This window comes from Thalassobellus sediminis, from assembly GCF_044386045.1.
GTDB lineage: Bacteria > Bacteroidota > Bacteroidia > Flavobacteriales > Flavobacteriaceae > Thalassobellus > Thalassobellus sediminis.
Window position 1 is genome coordinate 15938 of the sequence record NZ_JBISCD010000037.1, and the last position, 19047, is coordinate 34984.

Sequence of the window (19047 nt, forward strand, 5' to 3'; positions counted from 1 at the left end):
TTATAAATACTTCAACAAAAACAACCATAAAACACTGATTTCATGATATTTATCATTTTATTATTATACCTATATATCTAATTTTATACTATAAACTAAATACCAATAAATCATGAAAAAAATAATATTAGGTTTCCTCTTTTTAGGATTAATCACGTTAACAAATGCTCAAACAGTCGAATTATCAGAAACAGTAATTGATTTAAACAACAAATACTTAAATGCTGTAGATCACAACAATGCCTCTAAATGTGTTAAATATTTAGAAGAGAAAGTTGTAAACTATAGAAATAACACTATATATACTTCATTGTATAATGATGAGTATGACACATATAAAGTATCTTTTAATATTCCTGATGGAGAAATTACAGCAGTGTATAATATAAATGGAAAAATTGTTGAAACTAGAGAAAATTATAATGATGTAAGATTACCTCTAGTAGTTTTACAATCTATAGCTAAACGATTTCCTAATTGGGGTATAATAGGTGATGCTTATTATATTAAATACCAAAGCGAAAAAGACACAGTAACACAAGAATATAAAATAAAGATTAAAAATGAAGATGAAATAATTACAGTAAAAACCAATGAAAACGGTTTATTCTTGTAAAAAATCTATATTAATTAATCTAAAAAACGATAATAAGCACATTTTAAATATGCGCCTTCTGGAAACCCAATAGGATGATCTTCATCATGTTGGGTTTTTAGTATGACTTCATATTTTCTATTTGATGATGCTAAAGTTTGACCATTAATATCGAAAAAAGCTTGACTAAGCACTCTTGATGAGCAAGAAGCTAACACTAACAATCCATTTCTAGCTGTTAGTTTTTCTCCTAACTCTGCTAATTGTGCGTACTTCTTTTTTGCTAAATCTATTTCTGAAGCTTGTTTTGCAAAACTAGGTGGATCTATAACAACAACATCAAACGTTACTTTATTTTTAATTAACTTTCTAAGTGCTTCAAAAGCATCACCAGCAATGGTTTTATGTTTACCTTTATAATTATTTAACTTTCCATTTTCAAGAGCAATTTCTAAAGCTTGTTTACTTATATCTAAACTAGTTACTTCTTTAGCGTCATTATATAAAGCATGTACCGAAAACCCACCAGCATAAGAGAACACATCTAAAACTGTTTTATTCATACTCCACTCTCCTACTTGTTTTCTATTAGCTCGATGATCTAAAAAGTAACCTGTTTTATGTCCTTTAATAACATTTGCCGAAAAGTTAACACCATGCTCTACAAACTGAACCACTTCGTTATCTAAAACGCCATAAACAACATCTCCATTTTTTAGTTGGTGCGCTTTAGACTGTTCTAAACTTCTACTTAAACGAATAACAACCGTTTTTACTTCAGAAACTTCTTGTAAACTTGGAATAATAGTATCTAAATAAGGCAGCCATATTTCAGAATAAATTTTAACTACTAAAACAGAAGCATACACATCGGCTATTAACCCTGGAAAACCGTCGTTTTCACCAAATAATAAACGATAACTATTCGTGTTTGTCTTTAATAAATTTTGACGTTTGTTATAGGCTATTTCTATTTTGTTATGAAAAAAAGCAGCATTTATCTCTGCCTTTTCAATGCTGCTATGCAACATTTTAATGCTTATAGGAGAATTAGCATCATATAAACCTAAACCAACAACACGGTTTTTATTTTTACCAAAAATGATTGCTAAATCACCTGATTTGGCATCGGTATTTATTTTAATAATATTATCTGAAAACACCCAAGGATGTCCTTTTACAACAAACTGTTCACCTTTGGCATTAAGCTTTACTGCTAAACGCTTAGGATTGTAATCTGACTTTAATTTTGTTGAAAAGTACATATTAGAAATTTGATGCAAAAGTAACAGTTTTCTTTTTGTTTATTGAGTTAGAAGAATAATAAGTATAAACAAAAAACGCAACCATTTCTGGTTGCGTTTTTATTATTTAAAACTTCAGTCTTGCGACTTCTAGCTTAGATATAAAACCCTTTGACTTCGCTCAGAATAAGTGATTCACTCAATTTTAAAAAATCGGTTCTCTACTTACTTAACTTCTTCAAAATCTACATCTTCTACATTATCACCTCCTGCTTGAGCTGGTTCTCCTGCTCCTGCATCTGGTCCTGGAGCTCCTCCTTGAGCTTCTGCCTGTGCTTTGTACATTTCTTCAGAAGCCACTTTCCAAGCTTCGTTTATTTTATCTAAAGCAGGTGTAATAACCTCTAAATCTTTAGATTCGTAAGCTTTTTTCAACTCTTCTAAAGCATCAACAATAGGTTGTTTTTTATCATCAGATAATTTATCACCAAACTCTTCTAATTGTTTTTCCGTTTGAAAAATCATAGAATCTGCTTCATTTAATTTCTGAGCATTTTCAGCTGCAGCTTTATCTGCATCAGCATTTGCTTCAGCATCTGCTTTCATTTTCTCGATTTCTTCTTCGCTTAATCCAGAAGATGCTTCGATACGAATATCTTGTTTCTTACCAGTTGCTTTATCTTCCGCAGATACTTTAATAATACCATTGGCATCAATATCAAACGTTACTTCAATTTGTGGTGTCCCACGTCTTGCTGGTGGAATATCACTTAAATGGAAACGTCCAATTGTTTTATTATCGGCTGCCATAGCACGTTCACCTTGTAATACGTGAATTTCTACTGAAGGCTGATTATCGGCTGCTGTAGAGAATACTTGCGATTTTTTAGTAGGAATTGTTGTATTCGCTTCAATAAGCTTAGTAAATACATTACCCATAGTTTCAATACCTAAAGATAAAGGTGTTACATCTAAAAGTAATACATCTTTAACATCTCCTGTCAATACACCACCTTGAATACCAGCTCCTAAAGATACTACTTCATCAGGATTAACACCTTTACTTGGTGTTTTTCCGAAGAATTTTTCAACAGCCGCTTGTACAGCAGGAATACGTGTAGAACCACCTACTAAAATAACTTCATCAATATCAGATTTTGATAAACCTGCAGATTTTAATGCAGATTGACAAGGCTCGATAGTACGTTTTACTAAATCGTCAATTAATTGTTCAAATTTAGAACGTGTTAACGTACGTACTAAGTGTTTTGGTCCACTAGCTGTAGCCGTAATATATGGTAAGTTTATTTCTGTTTGTGCAGAAGCAGATAATTCAATCTTCGCTTTTTCAGCAGCTTCTTTTAAACGTTGTAAAGACATAGGATCTTGACGTAAATCCATAGACTCTTCAGCATTAAACTCATCGGCTAACCAGTTAATAATTTTATCATCAACATCATCACCACCTAAGTGTGTATCACCGTCTGTAGATAATACTTCAAATACACCGTCACCTAATTCTAGAATAGATACATCATGTGTTCCTCCACCAAAATCAAAAACAACTATTTTTTGGTCAACACCTTTTTTGTCCATACCGTAAGCTAATGCAGCTGCAGTAGGTTCGTTAATAATACGTCTAACTTTTAAACCAGCAATTTCACCAGCTTCTTTAGTTGCTTGACGTTGACTATCGTTAAAGTAAGCCGGTACAGTAATAACAGCTTCACTTACGTCTTGTCCTAAATAATCTTCAGCTGTTTTCTTCATTTTTTGAAGAATCATAGCCGATAATTCTTGAGGTGTATATAAACGACCATCAATATCTACACGAGGTGTATCGTTATCTCCTTTTACTACTTTATATGGTACGCGTTCTGCTTCTGCTTTAGATTCAGAATATTTATTACCCATAAAACGTTTAACCGAATAAACTGTTTTTGTTGGGTTAGTAACTGCTTGACGTTTTGCTGGGTCACCAACTTTAATTTCGCCTCCTTCTACAAATGCAATAACCGATGGCGTAGTACGCTTACCTTCTGCGTTTGGGATTACAACAGCTTCATTACCTTCCATAACAGAAACGCAAGAGTTGGTTGTACCTAAATCGATTCCAATAATTTTACTCATAATATTTTTTATTTATTGTGTTGAATGTTCATTTTTAAATTCATGGTACTAAAGTCAATGATTATGCCAACCCAGAAATGCTGACACAGTGTCATATTTCTATCACAGTAAGCTCTCGAAACAATCAGTATTACTTAAATCGAGTAAAAAATTCAGTCACCTGTCATTTATCATTTGTCATTTATTTTGGGCGCAACCACAAGGGGTCGGGCTATTCACTACAAGTTCTCGCTCGTACTTCGCTGCGGGCTTTTATTCGTAAATTATTAATTTTTAAATTATTGAACTCATGAATATAAATATTTCATTGCTATCCATTACGCAAAGATAAATACCATCAGAAAACAACAAACTATTAACTTTAGATAGTACTAATCAACTAAAAAAAGAATATATATTTGTTTTAAACTAAAACGTTAATTCATGGAGTCCATTTCTGTTTTCGACATGTTAAAAATTGGTATTGGTCCTTCCAGTTCACATACCTTAGGGCCTTGGCGTGCTGCCGAACGCTGGTTAAAAGAACTTAAAAAGAAAGATGAATTTAACAAGGTAAAAAAAATTAAAGTAAACCTATACGGCTCCTTATCATTAACTGGAAAAGGACATGCTACAGATTTTGCTATTATGCTTGGTTTATTAGGGTCCGACCCAGAAAGAGTGCCTACAGAAAGTATTAAAATACTAATAAACTCTATAAAAGAAACAAACACATTACTACTTAACAACGAAAAACCAATACGTTTTAATCCTGAAACCGATATTATTTTTAATAAGGATTTTTTACCATTTCATGCAAATGCTTTAAAGTTTACAGCATATCTAGACGACAAAAAAACAAGCTCTACTTTTTATTCTATTGGCGGTGGTTTTGTTGTTAAAAAGAAAAGAAAAAACTCAAAGAAGCAAAAGAAAATCTTTAAAACAACCTTTCCATATCCTATTTCTCTAGGAACCGAATTATTAAACTATTGTAACACACTTAATAAATCAATTTCTGAAGTTGTTTTAGAAAACGAAAAATCCATTAGACCTATTGAAACCATTGATTCTGAATTAGAACGCATTTGGGACACTATGCTTGAATGCATGTATAATGGAAGTCATACCGAAGGTTTTTTACCTGGAGGTTTAAATGTTAGACGTCGAGCATATGACACTAACAAATTATTAATTGGAGATGCCACTTATACAAACCCTAATGAATGGATAGCTGCCATTAGAAATACCGAAGTTAAATTTCGTCAAATCATAAAATGGGTTAGCTGTTTTGCGCTTGCTGTTAACGAAGTTAATGCCTCATTAGGTCGTATTGTAACAGCTCCTACAAATGGTAGTGCAGGCGTTATTCCTGCCGTTTTAATGTACTATTTGGTTATTGAAAACCATGATGGTGACTTTGAAGATATTAAACGTTTTTTATTAGTTGCTGGTGAAATTGGCAGCCTCTTTAAAAAGGGAGCTACTATATCGGCAGCCATGGGTGGCTGTCAAGCAGAAATAGGTGTGTCATCTGCAATGGCAGCAGCAGCCTTATGCGAACTACAAGGTGGCTCACCAGAACAAGTTCTAATTGCTGCTGAAATTGCTATGGAGCATCATTTAGGATTAACCTGTGATCCTATTGGAGGTTTAGTACAAATACCATGTATTGAGCGTAATGCTATGGGAGCAATTAAAGCTATTAATGCTTCTGAATTAGCGCTTGATACCAATCCTGAAAACACCAAAGTACCGTTTGATAAAGTTGTAAATACCATGTGGAAAACTGCAAATGACATGAATACTAAATATAAAGAAACCAGTGAAGGAGGTTTAGCTATTAGTGTTAATATGGCAGATTGTTAGCATTATATCTTTCAAGAAATTTTTAATACTCTACACTTAATTTACTATTTTTACATACTTTCAATATTAAAAACATAATCACTAAACTTACCCTATTAAAAAAATGAAAAACATCTATTTATTAGTTGTCGCTTTGATATTCGTATCATGTTCGCAACAAACAAAACAAAAAGCAAGCAATGAAAACGTTTTTCCTGACGGAACCATCATACCAGATTGGTTTTTAGACGATTCAAAAATAAACTATGCCAGCCTTGGTAAACTTTATACGATAACTGATTATGGAGTAACTAATGACAGTACCATTGTACAAACTGTTGCAATTCAAAACACCATAGATGAAGCCTACAGAAATGGTGGTGGCGTTATTGTTATACCAGAAGGTACATTTTTAAGTGGTGCTTTATTTTTTAAACCTAACACCCATTTACATGTTACTAAAGGTGGTGTATTAAAAGGATCTGATAATATTGTAGATTACCCTTTTAAAGCTTCTAGAATTGAAGGCCAAAGTATAGAATATTTTTCTGCGCTTGTAAATGCTTTTGGAGTGAACGGATTCACTATTACTGGTAACGGTATTATTGATGGTAACGGATTAAACTACTGGAAAGCCTTTTGGCAACGTAGAAAAGAAAACCCTAAATGCACAAACCTTGAAGTATCTCGACCTCGTTTAGTATTTATTTGGAAATGTGACAATGTACAATTACAAGATGTACACCTTAGAAATTCTGGTTTTTGGTCTAGCCACTATTATCAATGTAATAATGTTAAGATTTTAGATTTGCGTATTACCTCTCCACACAAACCTATTAAAGCTCCAAGCACAGATGCAATAGATTTAGATGTGTGTTCTAATGTATTAGTTAAAGGATGTTATATGGCTGTAAATGATGATGCTATTGCATTAAAAGGAGGAAAAGGACCTTGGGCAGATAAAGATGCAAGTAATGGAGAAAATACTAATATTATTATTGAAGATTGTGAATTTGGTTTTTGCCATGCCGCATTAACTAATGGTAGCGAATCCATTCACAATAAAAATATAGTAATGCGTAATTGTAAAGCAACTGATGCCAAACGTTTATTATGGTTAAAAATGCGCCCAGATACAGCTCAAAATTATGAATACATTACTGTTGAAAATATTACAGGCCAAGTACATAGCTTTATTTATATTAAACCTTGGACACAATTCTTCGATTTAAAAGGAAGAGAAGATGTGCCTCTATCTTATTCTGATAACATTACTATGAGAAATATTGACGTCAAATGTGATATTTTTTACGATATGAAAATTACTGAATATGATAAGCTTACAAATTTTACGTTTGAAAATATAAATGTTGAAGCCAAAAATGGTGATTATGATAAAACGATAATTGAAGGCCTTACATTTAAAAATGTAAAAGTAAATGGTGAATTAATTGATTAAAAATATTAAAACAAATTATGCAAGTTTTAAATTTAAGTCGCCTTATTATTTTAACTTCAAACGAATTTGTTTTAGTATTTTTACATACTATAAAAATTAAAAAGACATGTCTGTAGCAAAAAAAGAATACAAACGTATTACAGTAAAAACATTAGTTGATATGAAAACTAATGGTGAAAAAATATCGATGCTTACAGCCTATGATTATACCATGGCAAAAATTGTTGATAGTGCTGGTGTAGACGTTATTCTTGTTGGTGATTCTGCTAGTAATGTTATGGCAGGACATGAAACAACATTACCTATTACATTAGACCAAATGATTTACCATGCATCTTCTGTAATTAGAGCTATAGATCGTGCTTTAGTAGTAGTAGATTTACCGTTTGGTAGTTACCAAAGTGATCCTAAAGAAGCCTTACGCTCTGCTATTAGAATTATGAAAGAAAGTGGTGCACATTCTGTAAAACTAGAAGGTGGTAGAGAAATAAAAGATTCTATAAAACGTATTTTAAACGCGGGAATTCCTGTTATGGGACATTTGGGTTTAACACCACAATCTATCTATAAATTTGGCACCTATACAGTTCGTGCTAAAGAGGAAAAAGAAGCAGCAGATTTAATTAAAGACGCTAAAACACTAGAACGTATTGGGTGCTTTGCCATTGTACTTGAAAAAATACCTGCTGCTTTAGCAAAACTGGTTGCAGAAAGCGTTAGCATTCCTATAATTGGTATTGGAGCTGGAAATGGTGTTGATGGACAAGTTTTAGTTTTGCATGATATGATAGGAATGACACATGAATTTCATCCTCGCTTTTTACGTCGATATATGAACTTATATGAAGATATGACAAGTGCTATTTCTCAATATGTTGGTGATGTAAAATCTAAAGATTTCCCTAATGATTCTGAACAGTATTAAGTCTTTTTAGTCCCGTATTAGCAACCAGTTAATTCATATGCTTTAAAACTTTGCGTCTTAGCGCCTTTGCTCAATAAAGAAAATAGTAAAATTAGTGTCAACGAAAATAGTTTCAAATAAAAAAAATCTTCAAGTCTTATTTGAAGACAATCACATTATTGTGGTTAATAAACGAGCTGGCGATATTGTACAAGGCGATAAAACAGGAGACAAACCACTAAGTGATGTTGTTAAAGAATACATTAAAGACAAGTACAACAAACCAGGAAATGTTTATTTAGGAACCGTACACAGACTAGACAGACCAACAACCGGCTTGGTTATATTTGCAAAAACGAGCAAGGTATTACCACGGTTAAATGCACTTTTTGTTTCGAAAGATATACAGAAAACTTATTGGGCTATTATTAAAAACAAACCTAAAAAGGATAGTGACACTTTAATTAACTGGCTAAAAAAGAACCCTAAAAACAACAAATCTACTGCTTATACTAAGGAAATAAAAGATAGTAAAAAGGCTATTCTTCATTATGAATTATTAAAAAAATTAGATAATTATTTCTTAATTGAAATTAATTTAGAAACTGGTAGGCATCATCAAATACGCTCACAACTATCAAATATTGGTAGCCCGATAAAAGGTGATTTAAAATATGGTTTTGACAGAAGTAATAAAGATGCTAGCATTCATTTACATGCTAGATATATTGAATTTATTCATCCTGTAAAAAAAGAACCAGTAACAATTACTGCACCTTTACCAAAAGATCCTATTTGGGACGCTTGTTATAGTTAAATATTGCTATTTAGTAGGGGTAGTTTAATGTTAATAAAACACCTCCTTTAAGTTTTGAAACAATCTCTAATTCTGCATTAATTAAAGCGGCTCTACTTTTCATATTAATTAAACCTGACCCCATTTCTATATTTCTTATATTAAAACCTACTCCATCATCTTTTGCTGTAATTAATAATTTATCAGGTTTATAATCTAAAGTAATCTCTAAATTTTTAGCTTCAGAATATTTTACCGAATTAGATAAAAACTCTTGTAAAATTCTAAAAATAATGATTTCGTGTTTTCTATTTGAAAAATCAACCTTATCTCCTATTATTTTAAGCTCCGCAGAATTAAACTTCATTTTTTTAAGTCGGTTTAACTCATTAGTTATAGATTTTTCAAAACCAATATTCAAAACCACCTCATTATTTAATGTTTTGGAAAGCGCTCTAACTTCCGATAAGCTTTGTCTTAAAGCATGTGTTGTATCTGAAAATTTATCTTTAACATCATCAGCAACTTGCATTTTTAAAATACTTAACTGCATACTAGCAAATGAAAGTAACTGACCTACATTATCATGTAATTCCCAGCCAATATTTTTTAAAGTCTGTTCTTGAGTTTCTGTTTGAGCTAATGTAATCTCCTCTTCAAAAGCCTGTTGTTGTTTCATTTTATCTAATAGTAATTTATTTTTTCGTTTCAAAAAAACTACAAAAAACACTATAAATAAAGTTATTATAATTACTAAAACAGCAATCATATAAACTAATAAATATCGTTCTGAAGCTGAACTAACTAATCGTTCTGAGGTTTGCACCATATTAAAGCAAAGGTAAAAGTTGAATACATTAAAATGTTTGAAAACAAATAAATCTGCTGTCTTAGCATAGTAAAATCCCAATCAATATATATATTTTTTAGACTATCATACACATAGTAAACATCATAAAATACAATAGGAGTAATAATTAACCACCAAATAAATATTCCAGTAGCAATATAGAAATTCATAGATTTATAAAATGTTAAAACTTTATCACTTTGTAAAATTTCTACAAAATAAAACATACAACACAAAATTATTATAACGGCACCGAACACAACGATACTTGTAAAGAATTTAACAAAAAAATCATCCCAATTAATAATAATACACCCTATTGAAAACACAAAAAAAACTAAACCACTAATAGAAATTATTTTTTTGAAAGATTCTTTTTTTAATATTATATTAAAATAAAAAACAAAAAATAAAATAGCACCAATATCCCAATATAATGTACACCACCAATAATTTTTAGTAAACACAGTTCCTACTAAAAAACTTAAAAACATATCTGGTTGAACAAAGCTGTTATACTGATTTGCTAAATCGCAGATAGTTAAATAAACTAAAAAATATATAAAATATTTAACAACAGTAAACTTATATTTTTTAAATAATAACAATCCTGTTATTGCTGCAATAGCTTCAAAAACATGTGTTAATAAACTATAATTTTCTTTTAAGAATTCTTCCACATTAAATTAAGGGGCATAAGGTTTTGTTCCTCCATCTCCTCTATTTAAAGGTGGTGCAGGAATATCATCATCTGAAGGCGGTAAAACTATATTTATACTATTTGCCTTAGAAACCGATTTATTTCCTGTTGGAACAATAAACATTGTGTTTCTATTTTTTTTAGGGGGCTTAGCATTATTATCATATTTACCTAAATATACCCGTATACCAGTCATATTATAACCTAATGTATCAGATTTTGCCTTTGCGTATGCCAAATATTCGTTAACATCTTTTAATGACCACCATACAGAACGTGTTGCTTTTTTTGATCCTTCTACTTCTAAAGTAGAATCTATTTCTGTTGGGTTATTATTTGCCCAATTATTACTTAATTTAATAGCTTCTGCCACCGAAATTGTATCTTTTGGTATAACAATATTTGTTACCTCTCTATCCAATTCAATATCTCTTGGGCAAAAATAATAGGTAGCCAATGCACCCAATATAATTCCCAAAATCATGTAACTTATTTTTTTCATATTTACATTTAATTTTAGTTAAAAAAGTTTTTTAAAAGTAATAAAAAAGACTCAACTCTGTGAGAGTTATTAAATGTTAAAATATTTTAAGTAGGAAAACCTAGCATACCACCCATACCAACAGTAAATAACCAACTACCATAAATAGCATGTTCGACAGATACTAAAAGTGTTGATTTTGTTTTATTAAACGTAAATGCAAATAGCAAACCTCCTAAAAAAGTTAAAATTATCACCAAAGAGTTCTTAAAAAACAAATGTGCTAAAGAAAACACGATGGCATTTACAAAAATGAAAAGTGATATGTTTTTAAATAACAGGTTATAACGTTTAAAAAAGAACGTTCTATACAATAACTCTTGTGGATACACCGAAAACAAGCTATATATAAAAATAAATTTACCCCACATAATAGGTTTATTAATAACAATTTCAAAAAGCACCTCTGCATGAGTTAACCAAACAAAAAACGTTGTTAAAACGGCAATTATTAAAAGTTTAATTAATGTTTCTTTCCAAAAGCGTTTCCAATTTAACTTAGGAGTTATTTTAATTTTTTGATTTTCAACTTTCAATAAAATATAAATGATGTAAAATAATCCCAAAATCCCAAGAGAGAGCTTTAAATACAAAGAATAAGGAAGTGAATAACTAACTGGTATTAGTATATAAATGATAAAAAACTCGATACTTTTATAGGATATTGAATTCATTTTAAAAATTAATTGCTGTAGTGTGCTTTACTTCATTTATTACAAACATACTATGTGTACTACCAATATGGTTAATTGATGTTAACTTATTTACCATAAACTCTCTAAAAGCTACCATATCTTTTACTAATACTTTTAGTAAGTAGTCGTAATCACCACTAATATGATAACACTCTAACACTTCATTTAAATTAGTGACTTCTTTTTCAAATTTTACAACATAATCTTGAGTGTGCTGAATAAGTTTAATATGACAAAAAGCAACAAACGATTTATCGACCTGCTGTTTATTAACCAATGCCACATATTTATTTATAAACCCTTCTTTTTCAAGCTTTTTTATACGTTCATAAACAGCAGTAACAGACAAATTTAACTTATTAGATAGCTCTTTATTTGTTTGCTTACTGTCCTTTTGCAAATATTCTAATAACTTTTTATCTATAGCATCAAAAATCATAATGGAAAATTTTTCATTAAAACATATTCAAGACTTAAAACTACAATAAAATAATCTATAATTATCAATTATCATAGTTTTATATATCAAAAAATTACCAATCTATTGTTTTTAATTCTAAATATAATCAATTTTGTTTAAATACTAAAACTTACATTATGGCATTTAAACCCGCAAACAATATACAAGACTTACAATATTTTGGAGAATTCGGAGGAGTAAACCCATCTATATCAGATTCTTCAACATATACCTTCCTCTCAGCAAAAACTATGTTTGACACCTTTGAAGGCAATGCAGATGGTTGTTATTTATACTCACGCCACTCCTCGCCTTCTAATTTATATTTAGGTGAAGCTTTAGCGGCTATGGAAGGTACAGAAACTGCCAATGTATCTGCTTCAGGAATGGGAGCCATCACCCCTGTTTTACTACAACTTTGTAATACTGGCGATCATATTATATCTAGTAGAACCATTTACGGAGGCACTTATGCTTTTTTAAAAAACTTTACACCTCGTTTTAATATTGAAACCACTTTTGTTGATATTACTAATTTACAAAAAGTTGAAGCTGCTATTACACAAAACACAAAAGTATTGTATTGCGAATCGGTTAGCAATCCACTATTAGAAGTGGCAGATATAAAAGGTTTATCTGAAATTGCTAAAAAACACAACTTAAAATTAGTCGTAGATAATACATTTTCTCCGTTATCAATTTCTCCTGCTATTTTAGGAGCAGATGTTGTAATTCACAGTTTAACAAAATTTATAAATGGCTCTAGCGATACTGTTGGAGGTGTTGTTTGTGGTACGCAAGACTTCATAAACGATTTACGAAATGTAAATACCGGAGCTTCTATGCTATTAGGCTCTACAATGGATAGTTTAAGAGCTTCCTCAGTTTTAAAAAACTTAAGAACACTTCATATAAGAATGCAACAGCATAGTAAAAACGCCATGTATTTAGCAGAAAAATTTGAGTCTGATGGTTTAAAAACCGTATACCCTGGATTACAATCGCACCCGTCTCATAACTTATTTAAAAATATGATGAATGAAAAATATGGATTTGGAGGTATGCTAACTATTGATGTGTGGTCTTTAGAAAAAGCAAATAAACTCATGGAACTCATGCAAAACAAAAACCTAGGTTACTTAGCGGTTAGCTTAGGATTTTATAAAACGCTATTTAGCGCTCCCGGTACTTCAACATCTTCTGAAATTCCAGAAGACGGACAACAAGCTATGGGACTAAGCAATGGACTAATTAGATTTTCTATTGGTTTAGATGACGATATTGAGCGCACTTACCTAACTATGAGGCAATGTATGGTTACTGTTGGTGTATTATAATTTAAACAACATTGTTTATGTATTTTTCTTACATTACTTTATTATATTAGCTGCATATAAAAACTTATAAAATGAAAAAAACATTAACTTTTTTAATGCTAGCATTTGTTCTAATAAGCAATGCTCAAGAATCTACCTTATTAAGATTAAACTACAACAAAGGCGATAAATACAAAATGTCTATAGAAGTATCTCAAAAAATGGGAGCTGCAGGAATTATGGACATGAAGATGATCATGGAAATGGATATTATCAATGTTAAAGATGATACGTATGATAGTAAAATAAAATTCACCAAGATAGCCATGAATTCGAATGCTGGAGGGCAAGAAATAAATTTTGATTCTGATATGAAAGATGAAGAATTAGACGATATGGGAAAAATGATGAAAACACAAATGGCTCCTATGCTAAGTGCAATTATTTCAGCTAAAGGAAATAATTTAGGGGAAGTTACAGAAATGAAAGTAGAGCCTAATGTTCCTGGATTAAATGACATTGGTAACCAATTAAGCAATGTTACTTATCCTAAAGAAGCTATAAAAGTAGGAAGTACTTGGGAAATGGAGAAAGAATCTAAAGGTATGAAAATGAAATTTGTATATACTGTAAAATCAATTTCTGAAAATGAAATTATTTTAGATATTTCTGGTTCTATTTTAGGATTGGCTGAAGGAGACATTACAGGAGACATGAATATTGACAAAAAAACAGGGGTTCCAATGGAATCAAATATAGCTATGAAGATGAGTGTACAAGGTCAAACAATAGATAGTAACATTAGTTTATTATCTGAAAAAATATAAAGTAAAAAACCTATTATTATTTTTGTAATTAATGCTTGATGATTTATAATATCGTCAAGCATTAATTACATAAAGAAACACTCTTTTGCAAAATGATGCGTCTTTAATTCCCTTTAATACGTAGCCACATAGAAGCCATAATAGCTCCCAAACTATCAAATTTAGGTTCAAAAGGTTTCATATTGAGTCTATTTTCATCTTTATAAAGCAATAAACTAAACACAGATGTATTTGGAGTATTTTCATCTAAAATAGGATATCTTAAATCATTGTATTGATATTGATTATCACCAATTTTATAAACGCTGTAATATTGATTACTAAACCATGCTAAATTCTTAATATCATTAAATTTTGAAGGTTTTAAATCGCGCTTTTTAGGAATAGCTTTAAAGTTTAAAAACCTGTTTTTTGTATCAAACAACGAATAATTAGCAACAAAATAAGAGGTATCGGTTTCAGCGATACCATACCAAAGTATATTATTTAAAATAGCTGGTTGTGTAGTAAATCGTATGGCATTTACATCGCTATCTTTTAAAGATTTTATAAAAACTGAATCGATATATAATTTATTTCCTAAAGTAAAAATCATATATATAGAACTTATACCAATTCCAAACTTTAACCATAATTGTCTTTTAACAGTTGTTCTTTTAAAAAACATTAAAACAATCATACATATTAAAAAAGGCAACGTATATAGTGGGTCTGCAACCGCTATATTATTAAATGCCACACGATAATTACTAAAAGGCGCAAATAACTGTGTGCCATAAGGCGTAAAACAATCTAATATGGGATGCGTAAAAAGTGACCAAAAGAATAATAAACCCAATCTTTTTGTGTTGTAGTATGCAATCGTTTACCAGAATTGTAGAGCTTATAAACAAGCCATCCTAATAGAAAAGCTGCTAAAACAGAAAATAAAATGGAGTGCATAAACCCTCTATGAAATAACATCGCGTCAATTTCATTACCATGCAACCAACCACCAACCAAAACATCTAAATCTGGTATTGTACCACCAATAGCTCCAAATAACAAGGCTTTATTCCCTGCCTTTTTTCCAAGTACTGCCTCACCACAGGCAGCTCCTAATACAATTTGAGTTAATGAATCCATTATATAATTTAAAAATAACATGCAAATGTAACCAACTCATATGATTTGCATACATTCTACTAAAATCGTAACATTACATTTAAAATTTAAAACTCTTAATAATGGATAGCCAAGAAATAAAGCCAAGAGGACCACAAGATGAACATATAGTTGAAAATAAAGAACTTAATATATGGGAAGCTTTAATTCCTGTTATCGCATTGGTAATCATGCTATTTTTTAATGTTAAGTATGTTTTTGGAGATGATGCTCTTAGTGGCAGTAATCAATTTATAATGCTTATAGGAGCTGCTATAGCAGTAATTGTTGGTATGCTTAATAAAGTATCTTTTGCTCAAATGATGGAGGAAATTGCTGAAAACATTAAATCTACAATTGGAGCTATACTAATAATATTATTTGTTGGGGCTTTGGCAGGAACATGGTTAATAAGTGGTATTATTCCAACAATAGTATATTATGGCTTACAAATATTAAGTCCTAGTATATTTTTACCCGCTTGTGTTATAATTTGTGCGCTCATATCAATTGCAACAGGTAGTTCTTGGGCAACATCAGCAACGGTAGGTATTGCTTTAGTTGGTATTGGAAATGCTTTAGGTATAGATTCAGGTATGACAGCTGGAGCAGTTATTTCTGGAGCATACTTTGGAGATAAAATGTCGCCATTAAGTGATACTACAAACCTAGCACCTGCAATGGCTGGTGGTGAATTATTTTCTCATATAAAATATATGACGTACACCACTATTCCAACTATTGTTTTAACACTTATTATATTTATAATAATAAGCTTATCAATTGATGTTTCTGGAACAACTGATACATCTGGAATGATTACAGCTATTGAAGAATCTATAAATATCACTCCATGGGTGTTTCTTGTCCCATGTGCAGTTATATTTATGATTATAAAAAAGACGCCTCCTTTAATTGCATTATTCATTGGAGCTCTATTAGGTGGTATTTTCGCTATTATTTTTCAACCAGATATAGTAAAACAAGTTGCTGGATCTGAAGAACTTAATTTTATTTCTGCATACAAAGGTATAATGACTTCTATAACTGTAGATTCTTCAATTAGTACTAGTAGCGAACAACTTAATGAATTATTCTCTTCTGGAGGAATGGCTGGAATGCTAGGTACTATATGGTTAGTTATTTGTGCTATGGTATTTGGAGGTGTCATGGATGCTATTGGAGCTTTATCAAGAATAAGCAAATCTGTTTTAAGTCTATTTGACAGTATATTTGGATTATTTGCTAGCACTGTGATTAGTTGCGTAGGATTAAATGCTATAGCTTCAGATCAATATTTAGCAATCGTTATACCTGGAAGAATGTATAAAAAAGCATTTGAAGATAAAGGATTAGCTCCCGAAAATTTAAGCAGAACCTTAGAAGATTCAGGTACTGTTACATCTGTATTAGTACCTTGGAATACTTGCGGAGCTTACCAAAGTGGCGTTCTTGGTGTAGACACCTTCTCATATGCAGGTTATGCGTTCTTTAATTGGCTAAGTCCTTTCACCACACTTTTATTTGCTGCGTTTTCAATTAAAATAAAACAACTCACCAGTAAATAAGATAAATTTATGACAACTTAAAAACATCATAAATTAAACTTATAGCTAAATAAAAAATTAAAATTTTATTTTCATCAATATTTTAGCTTGTGTCTTATCTTTGTATTATCGAAAATTAATAATAATTAAATATAAAAACACATGGCATTAGTAGGAAAAAAATTCCCAAATTTAAACGTTGACGCAATGAACGAAATGGGCGATACTTTTAAAGTAAACGTTCTTGAAGAAGCAGTTAACAAGAAGAAGAAAGTAGTTTTATTTTGGTACCCAAAAGATTTCACATTTGTATGTCCAACAGAATTACATGCATTTCAAGCAGCATTACCAGAATTTGAAAAACGTAACACTATTGTAATTGGAGCATCTTGCGACACACCTGAAGTTCATTTTGCATGGTTAAGTGCTGCAAAAGATAATGGAGGAATTGAAGGTGTAACATACCCTATTTTAGCAGACAGTAATAGAAACTTATCTAGTATTTTAGGTATTCTTGATATTACAAACGAAACGTTTGATGAAGAAACAGGAACCGTTCAAGTTGAAGGTGATAATGTAACTTACAGAGCAACTTATATTATTGATGAAGATGGTGTTGTACAACACGAAAGTATTAACAATATGCCATTAGGTAGAAATGTTGGTGAATATATTCGTTTAGTAGACGCTTTAACACATGTACAGGAAAAAGGAGAAGTTTGTCCTGCAAACTGGGAAGAAGGAAAAGATGCTATGGCTCCTAATGCTAAAGGAACTGCAGAATATTTAGCTTCACACTAAATTATAAAGTTATGCAAGAATTAGCACAAGACAATTTACAAGAAATTGTAAACAGTAACGATATAGTAGTTGTACAATACGCTGCAACTTGGTGTGGAAATTGTAGAATTATGAAGCCTAAATTTAAAAAATTAGCTTCAGAAAACGACAATGCAGTTTTTGTAATTGCTGATGCTGAAAAATTCCCTGAATCAAGAAAACTAGCAAACGTTGACAATTTACCAACATTTGCCACATTTAAAAATGGTGCATTTGTAAACCAAGTTCAAACCAATAAGTTTGATGTTTTAAAAGAATTAGTAGATGAAATTACCAGTAATTAAACACTTAACTCAGTTTATAGAAGATAATGACGAAGATTTCGTTATAGAAACTATTGAAACTCTAGAAGCTTTAACCGAAGTTCCTTCTTTAAAAGATGAAGAATTAGACGTTATAGGAGAATTAATCTCTAATATGTATGGCGCTATTGAAGTTAACAAAATGGTTAAAGATGGTACTACTAAAAAAGATGCTTTAAACGGTTTTATGAAACGTGTTTTAGGTTCTATTGATTCGTAAACTTTATTTAAAATAAAATTACAAACGCTTTATCTGATAAAAAAGATAAAGCGTTTTTTTGTTAAACAATTTTTACAAAAACACCGTTTGAAAGATTAAATATTCATATTTTTAAATTCTAAAATTAAAAACAAAAAAATGGCAACAGTTACACTAAAAGGAGGTCCAATTGAAACCTCTGGCGAATTACCAAAAATAGGATCAAAAGCACCTAACTTTACATTAACAGCAACAGATTTATCTTCTAAAAGTTTAAATGATTTTGCTGGAAGCAAAGTTGTATTAAATATTTTCCCAAGTATAGATACTGGTACTTGCGCACAATCTGTTAGACAATTTAACAAAGAAGCAAGCGAATTAGAAAACACTAAAGTACTTTGCATTTCTCACGATTTACCATTTGCTCAAGCTCGTTTTTGTGGTGCCGAAGGCTTAGATAATGTTATTAATCTTTCTGACTATAAAGATGGTAGTTTTGGTAAAGATTATGGCTTAAACTTCATCACTGGACCATTAGAAGCTTTACACTCACGTTGTGTAGTTGTTTTAGATGAAAACGGTACCGTTTTGTATACAGAACAAGTTCCTGAAATAGTAGACGAACCAAATTACAAAGCTGCATTAGAAGCTTTATATTCATAATATATTATA

At 30.8% G+C, this 19047-nt stretch carries 21 protein-coding genes; 12 read left to right on the forward strand and 9 right to left on the reverse strand.

Annotation, left to right across the window (positions count from 1 at the left end; translation table 11 throughout):
- Window positions 1-112 precede the first annotated feature (112 nt).
- The gene (locus ACH5TW_RS02080) at window positions 113-616 is read left to right on the forward strand and encodes a nicotinate-nucleotide adenylyltransferase (protein ID WP_439334819.1); all 504 of its coding nucleotides are present in this window, start codon (window positions 113-115) and stop codon (window positions 614-616) included.
- Window positions 617-630: 14 nt separating this feature from the next.
- On the opposite strand, the gene ACH5TW_RS02085 is transcribed toward ACH5TW_RS02080, so the two are convergent.
- Window positions 631-1860, reverse strand: a complete 1230-nt coding sequence (locus ACH5TW_RS02085) for a class I SAM-dependent rRNA methyltransferase (RefSeq protein WP_439334820.1) — start codon at window positions 1858-1860, stop codon at window positions 631-633.
- Between the two features lie 204 nt (window positions 1861-2064).
- On the reverse strand, window positions 2065-3969 hold the full coding sequence (dnaK, locus tag ACH5TW_RS02090) for a molecular chaperone DnaK (protein WP_439334821.1): 1905 nt from the start codon (window positions 3967-3969) through the stop codon (window positions 2065-2067).
- 423 nt (window positions 3970-4392) lie between these two features.
- Between dnaK and ACH5TW_RS02095 the strand changes: the two genes are divergently transcribed.
- The 4 genes from ACH5TW_RS02095 to ACH5TW_RS02110 all read left to right on the forward strand — a co-directional run bounded on the left by ACH5TW_RS02095 (window position 4393) and on the right by ACH5TW_RS02110 (window position 8976).
- Complete coding sequence (locus ACH5TW_RS02095) at window positions 4393-5817, forward strand: L-serine ammonia-lyase (RefSeq protein WP_439334822.1); 1425 nt, start codon at window positions 4393-4395, stop codon at window positions 5815-5817.
- A gap of 103 nt (window positions 5818-5920) precedes the next feature.
- Complete coding sequence (locus ACH5TW_RS02100) at window positions 5921-7255, forward strand: rhamnogalacturonidase (protein ID WP_439334823.1); 1335 nt, start codon at window positions 5921-5923, stop codon at window positions 7253-7255.
- Window positions 7256-7361: 106 nt separating this feature from the next.
- Window positions 7362-8180 carry a 3-methyl-2-oxobutanoate hydroxymethyltransferase gene (gene panB / locus ACH5TW_RS02105; RefSeq protein ID WP_439334824.1) on the forward strand — a complete coding sequence of 273 codons (819 nt, stop codon included), beginning with the start codon at window positions 7362-7364 and terminating at the stop codon, window positions 8178-8180.
- Between the two features lie 94 nt (window positions 8181-8274).
- Window positions 8275-8976 carry an RluA family pseudouridine synthase gene (locus ACH5TW_RS02110; RefSeq protein WP_439334825.1) on the forward strand — a complete coding sequence of 234 codons (702 nt, stop codon included), beginning with the start codon at window positions 8275-8277 and terminating at the stop codon, window positions 8974-8976.
- A 10-nt stretch (window positions 8977-8986) separates the two neighbouring features.
- Here ACH5TW_RS02110 and ACH5TW_RS02115 read toward each other — a convergent pair whose 3' ends face one another.
- The 5 genes from ACH5TW_RS02115 to ACH5TW_RS02135 all read right to left on the reverse strand — a co-directional run bounded on the left by ACH5TW_RS02115 (window position 8987) and on the right by ACH5TW_RS02135 (window position 12180).
- Window positions 8987-9634: a sensor histidine kinase gene (locus tag ACH5TW_RS02115; RefSeq protein ID WP_439334826.1), complete on the reverse strand. Its 648-nt coding sequence runs from the start codon at window positions 9632-9634 to the stop codon at window positions 8987-8989.
- A 125-nt stretch (window positions 9635-9759) separates the two neighbouring features.
- Window positions 9760-10485: a hypothetical protein gene (locus ACH5TW_RS02120; RefSeq protein ID WP_439334827.1), complete on the reverse strand. Its 726-nt coding sequence runs from the start codon at window positions 10483-10485 to the stop codon at window positions 9760-9762.
- 6 nt (window positions 10486-10491) lie between these two features.
- Window positions 10492-11007, reverse strand: a complete 516-nt coding sequence (locus ACH5TW_RS02125) for a hypothetical protein (RefSeq protein WP_439334828.1) — start codon at window positions 11005-11007, stop codon at window positions 10492-10494.
- An 86-nt stretch (window positions 11008-11093) separates the two neighbouring features.
- Window positions 11094-11720, reverse strand: coding sequence for a CPBP family intramembrane glutamic endopeptidase (locus tag ACH5TW_RS02130; RefSeq protein ID WP_439334829.1), 627 nt, complete (start codon window positions 11718-11720; stop codon window positions 11094-11096).
- 1 nt (window position 11721) lies between these two features.
- Window positions 11722-12180 (reverse strand): Lrp/AsnC family transcriptional regulator, encoded by a 459-nt coding sequence (locus tag ACH5TW_RS02135; RefSeq protein WP_439334830.1) that lies wholly within the window; start codon window positions 12178-12180, stop codon window positions 11722-11724.
- A 158-nt stretch (window positions 12181-12338) separates the two neighbouring features.
- Between ACH5TW_RS02135 and ACH5TW_RS02140 the strand changes: the two genes are divergently transcribed.
- Together ACH5TW_RS02140 and ACH5TW_RS02145 are read left to right on the forward strand one after the other, a co-directional pair.
- Window positions 12339-13538, forward strand: coding sequence for an aminotransferase class I/II-fold pyridoxal phosphate-dependent enzyme (locus ACH5TW_RS02140; protein WP_439334831.1), 1200 nt, complete (start codon window positions 12339-12341; stop codon window positions 13536-13538).
- A 71-nt stretch (window positions 13539-13609) separates the two neighbouring features.
- Window positions 13610-14344 carry a hypothetical protein gene (locus tag ACH5TW_RS02145; protein WP_439334832.1) on the forward strand — a complete coding sequence of 245 codons (735 nt, stop codon included), beginning with the start codon at window positions 13610-13612 and terminating at the stop codon, window positions 14342-14344.
- Between the two features lie 103 nt (window positions 14345-14447).
- On the opposite strand, the gene ACH5TW_RS02150 is transcribed toward ACH5TW_RS02145, so the two are convergent.
- Both ACH5TW_RS02150 and ACH5TW_RS02155 read right to left on the reverse strand, forming a co-directional pair.
- Window positions 14448-15182: a metal-dependent hydrolase gene (locus tag ACH5TW_RS02150; RefSeq protein ID WP_439334833.1), complete on the reverse strand. Its 735-nt coding sequence runs from the start codon at window positions 15180-15182 to the stop codon at window positions 14448-14450.
- Entirely contained in the window at window positions 15137-15469 is a 333-nt protein-coding gene (locus tag ACH5TW_RS02155) for a metal-dependent hydrolase (RefSeq protein WP_439334834.1), read from the reverse strand. The genes ACH5TW_RS02150 and ACH5TW_RS02155 overlap by 46 nt, the downstream gene beginning before the upstream one ends.
- Window positions 15470-15570: 101 nt before the next feature.
- Here ACH5TW_RS02155 and nhaC point away from each other — a divergent pair, with 101 nt between their 5' ends.
- From nhaC to tpx, 5 genes are all read left to right on the forward strand, one after another.
- Complete coding sequence (gene nhaC, locus ACH5TW_RS02160) at window positions 15571-17055, forward strand: Na+/H+ antiporter NhaC (RefSeq protein ID WP_439334835.1); 1485 nt, start codon at window positions 15571-15573, stop codon at window positions 17053-17055.
- Between the two features lie 141 nt (window positions 17056-17196).
- Complete coding sequence (locus ACH5TW_RS02165) at window positions 17197-17835, forward strand: peroxiredoxin (RefSeq protein ID WP_439334836.1); 639 nt, start codon at window positions 17197-17199, stop codon at window positions 17833-17835.
- A gap of 11 nt (window positions 17836-17846) precedes the next feature.
- Window positions 17847-18158, forward strand: a complete 312-nt coding sequence (locus ACH5TW_RS02170; protein ID WP_439334837.1) for a thioredoxin family protein — start codon at window positions 17847-17849, stop codon at window positions 18156-18158.
- Complete coding sequence (locus ACH5TW_RS02175) at window positions 18139-18396, forward strand: DUF6952 family protein (RefSeq protein ID WP_439334838.1); 258 nt, start codon at window positions 18139-18141, stop codon at window positions 18394-18396. The genes ACH5TW_RS02170 and ACH5TW_RS02175 overlap by 20 nt, the downstream gene beginning before the upstream one ends.
- Before the next feature lie 138 nt (window positions 18397-18534).
- The gene (tpx, locus tag ACH5TW_RS02180; protein ID WP_439334839.1) at window positions 18535-19038 is read left to right on the forward strand and encodes a thiol peroxidase; all 504 of its coding nucleotides are present in this window, start codon (window positions 18535-18537) and stop codon (window positions 19036-19038) included.
- The last annotated feature ends 9 nt before the right edge of the window (window positions 19039-19047 follow it).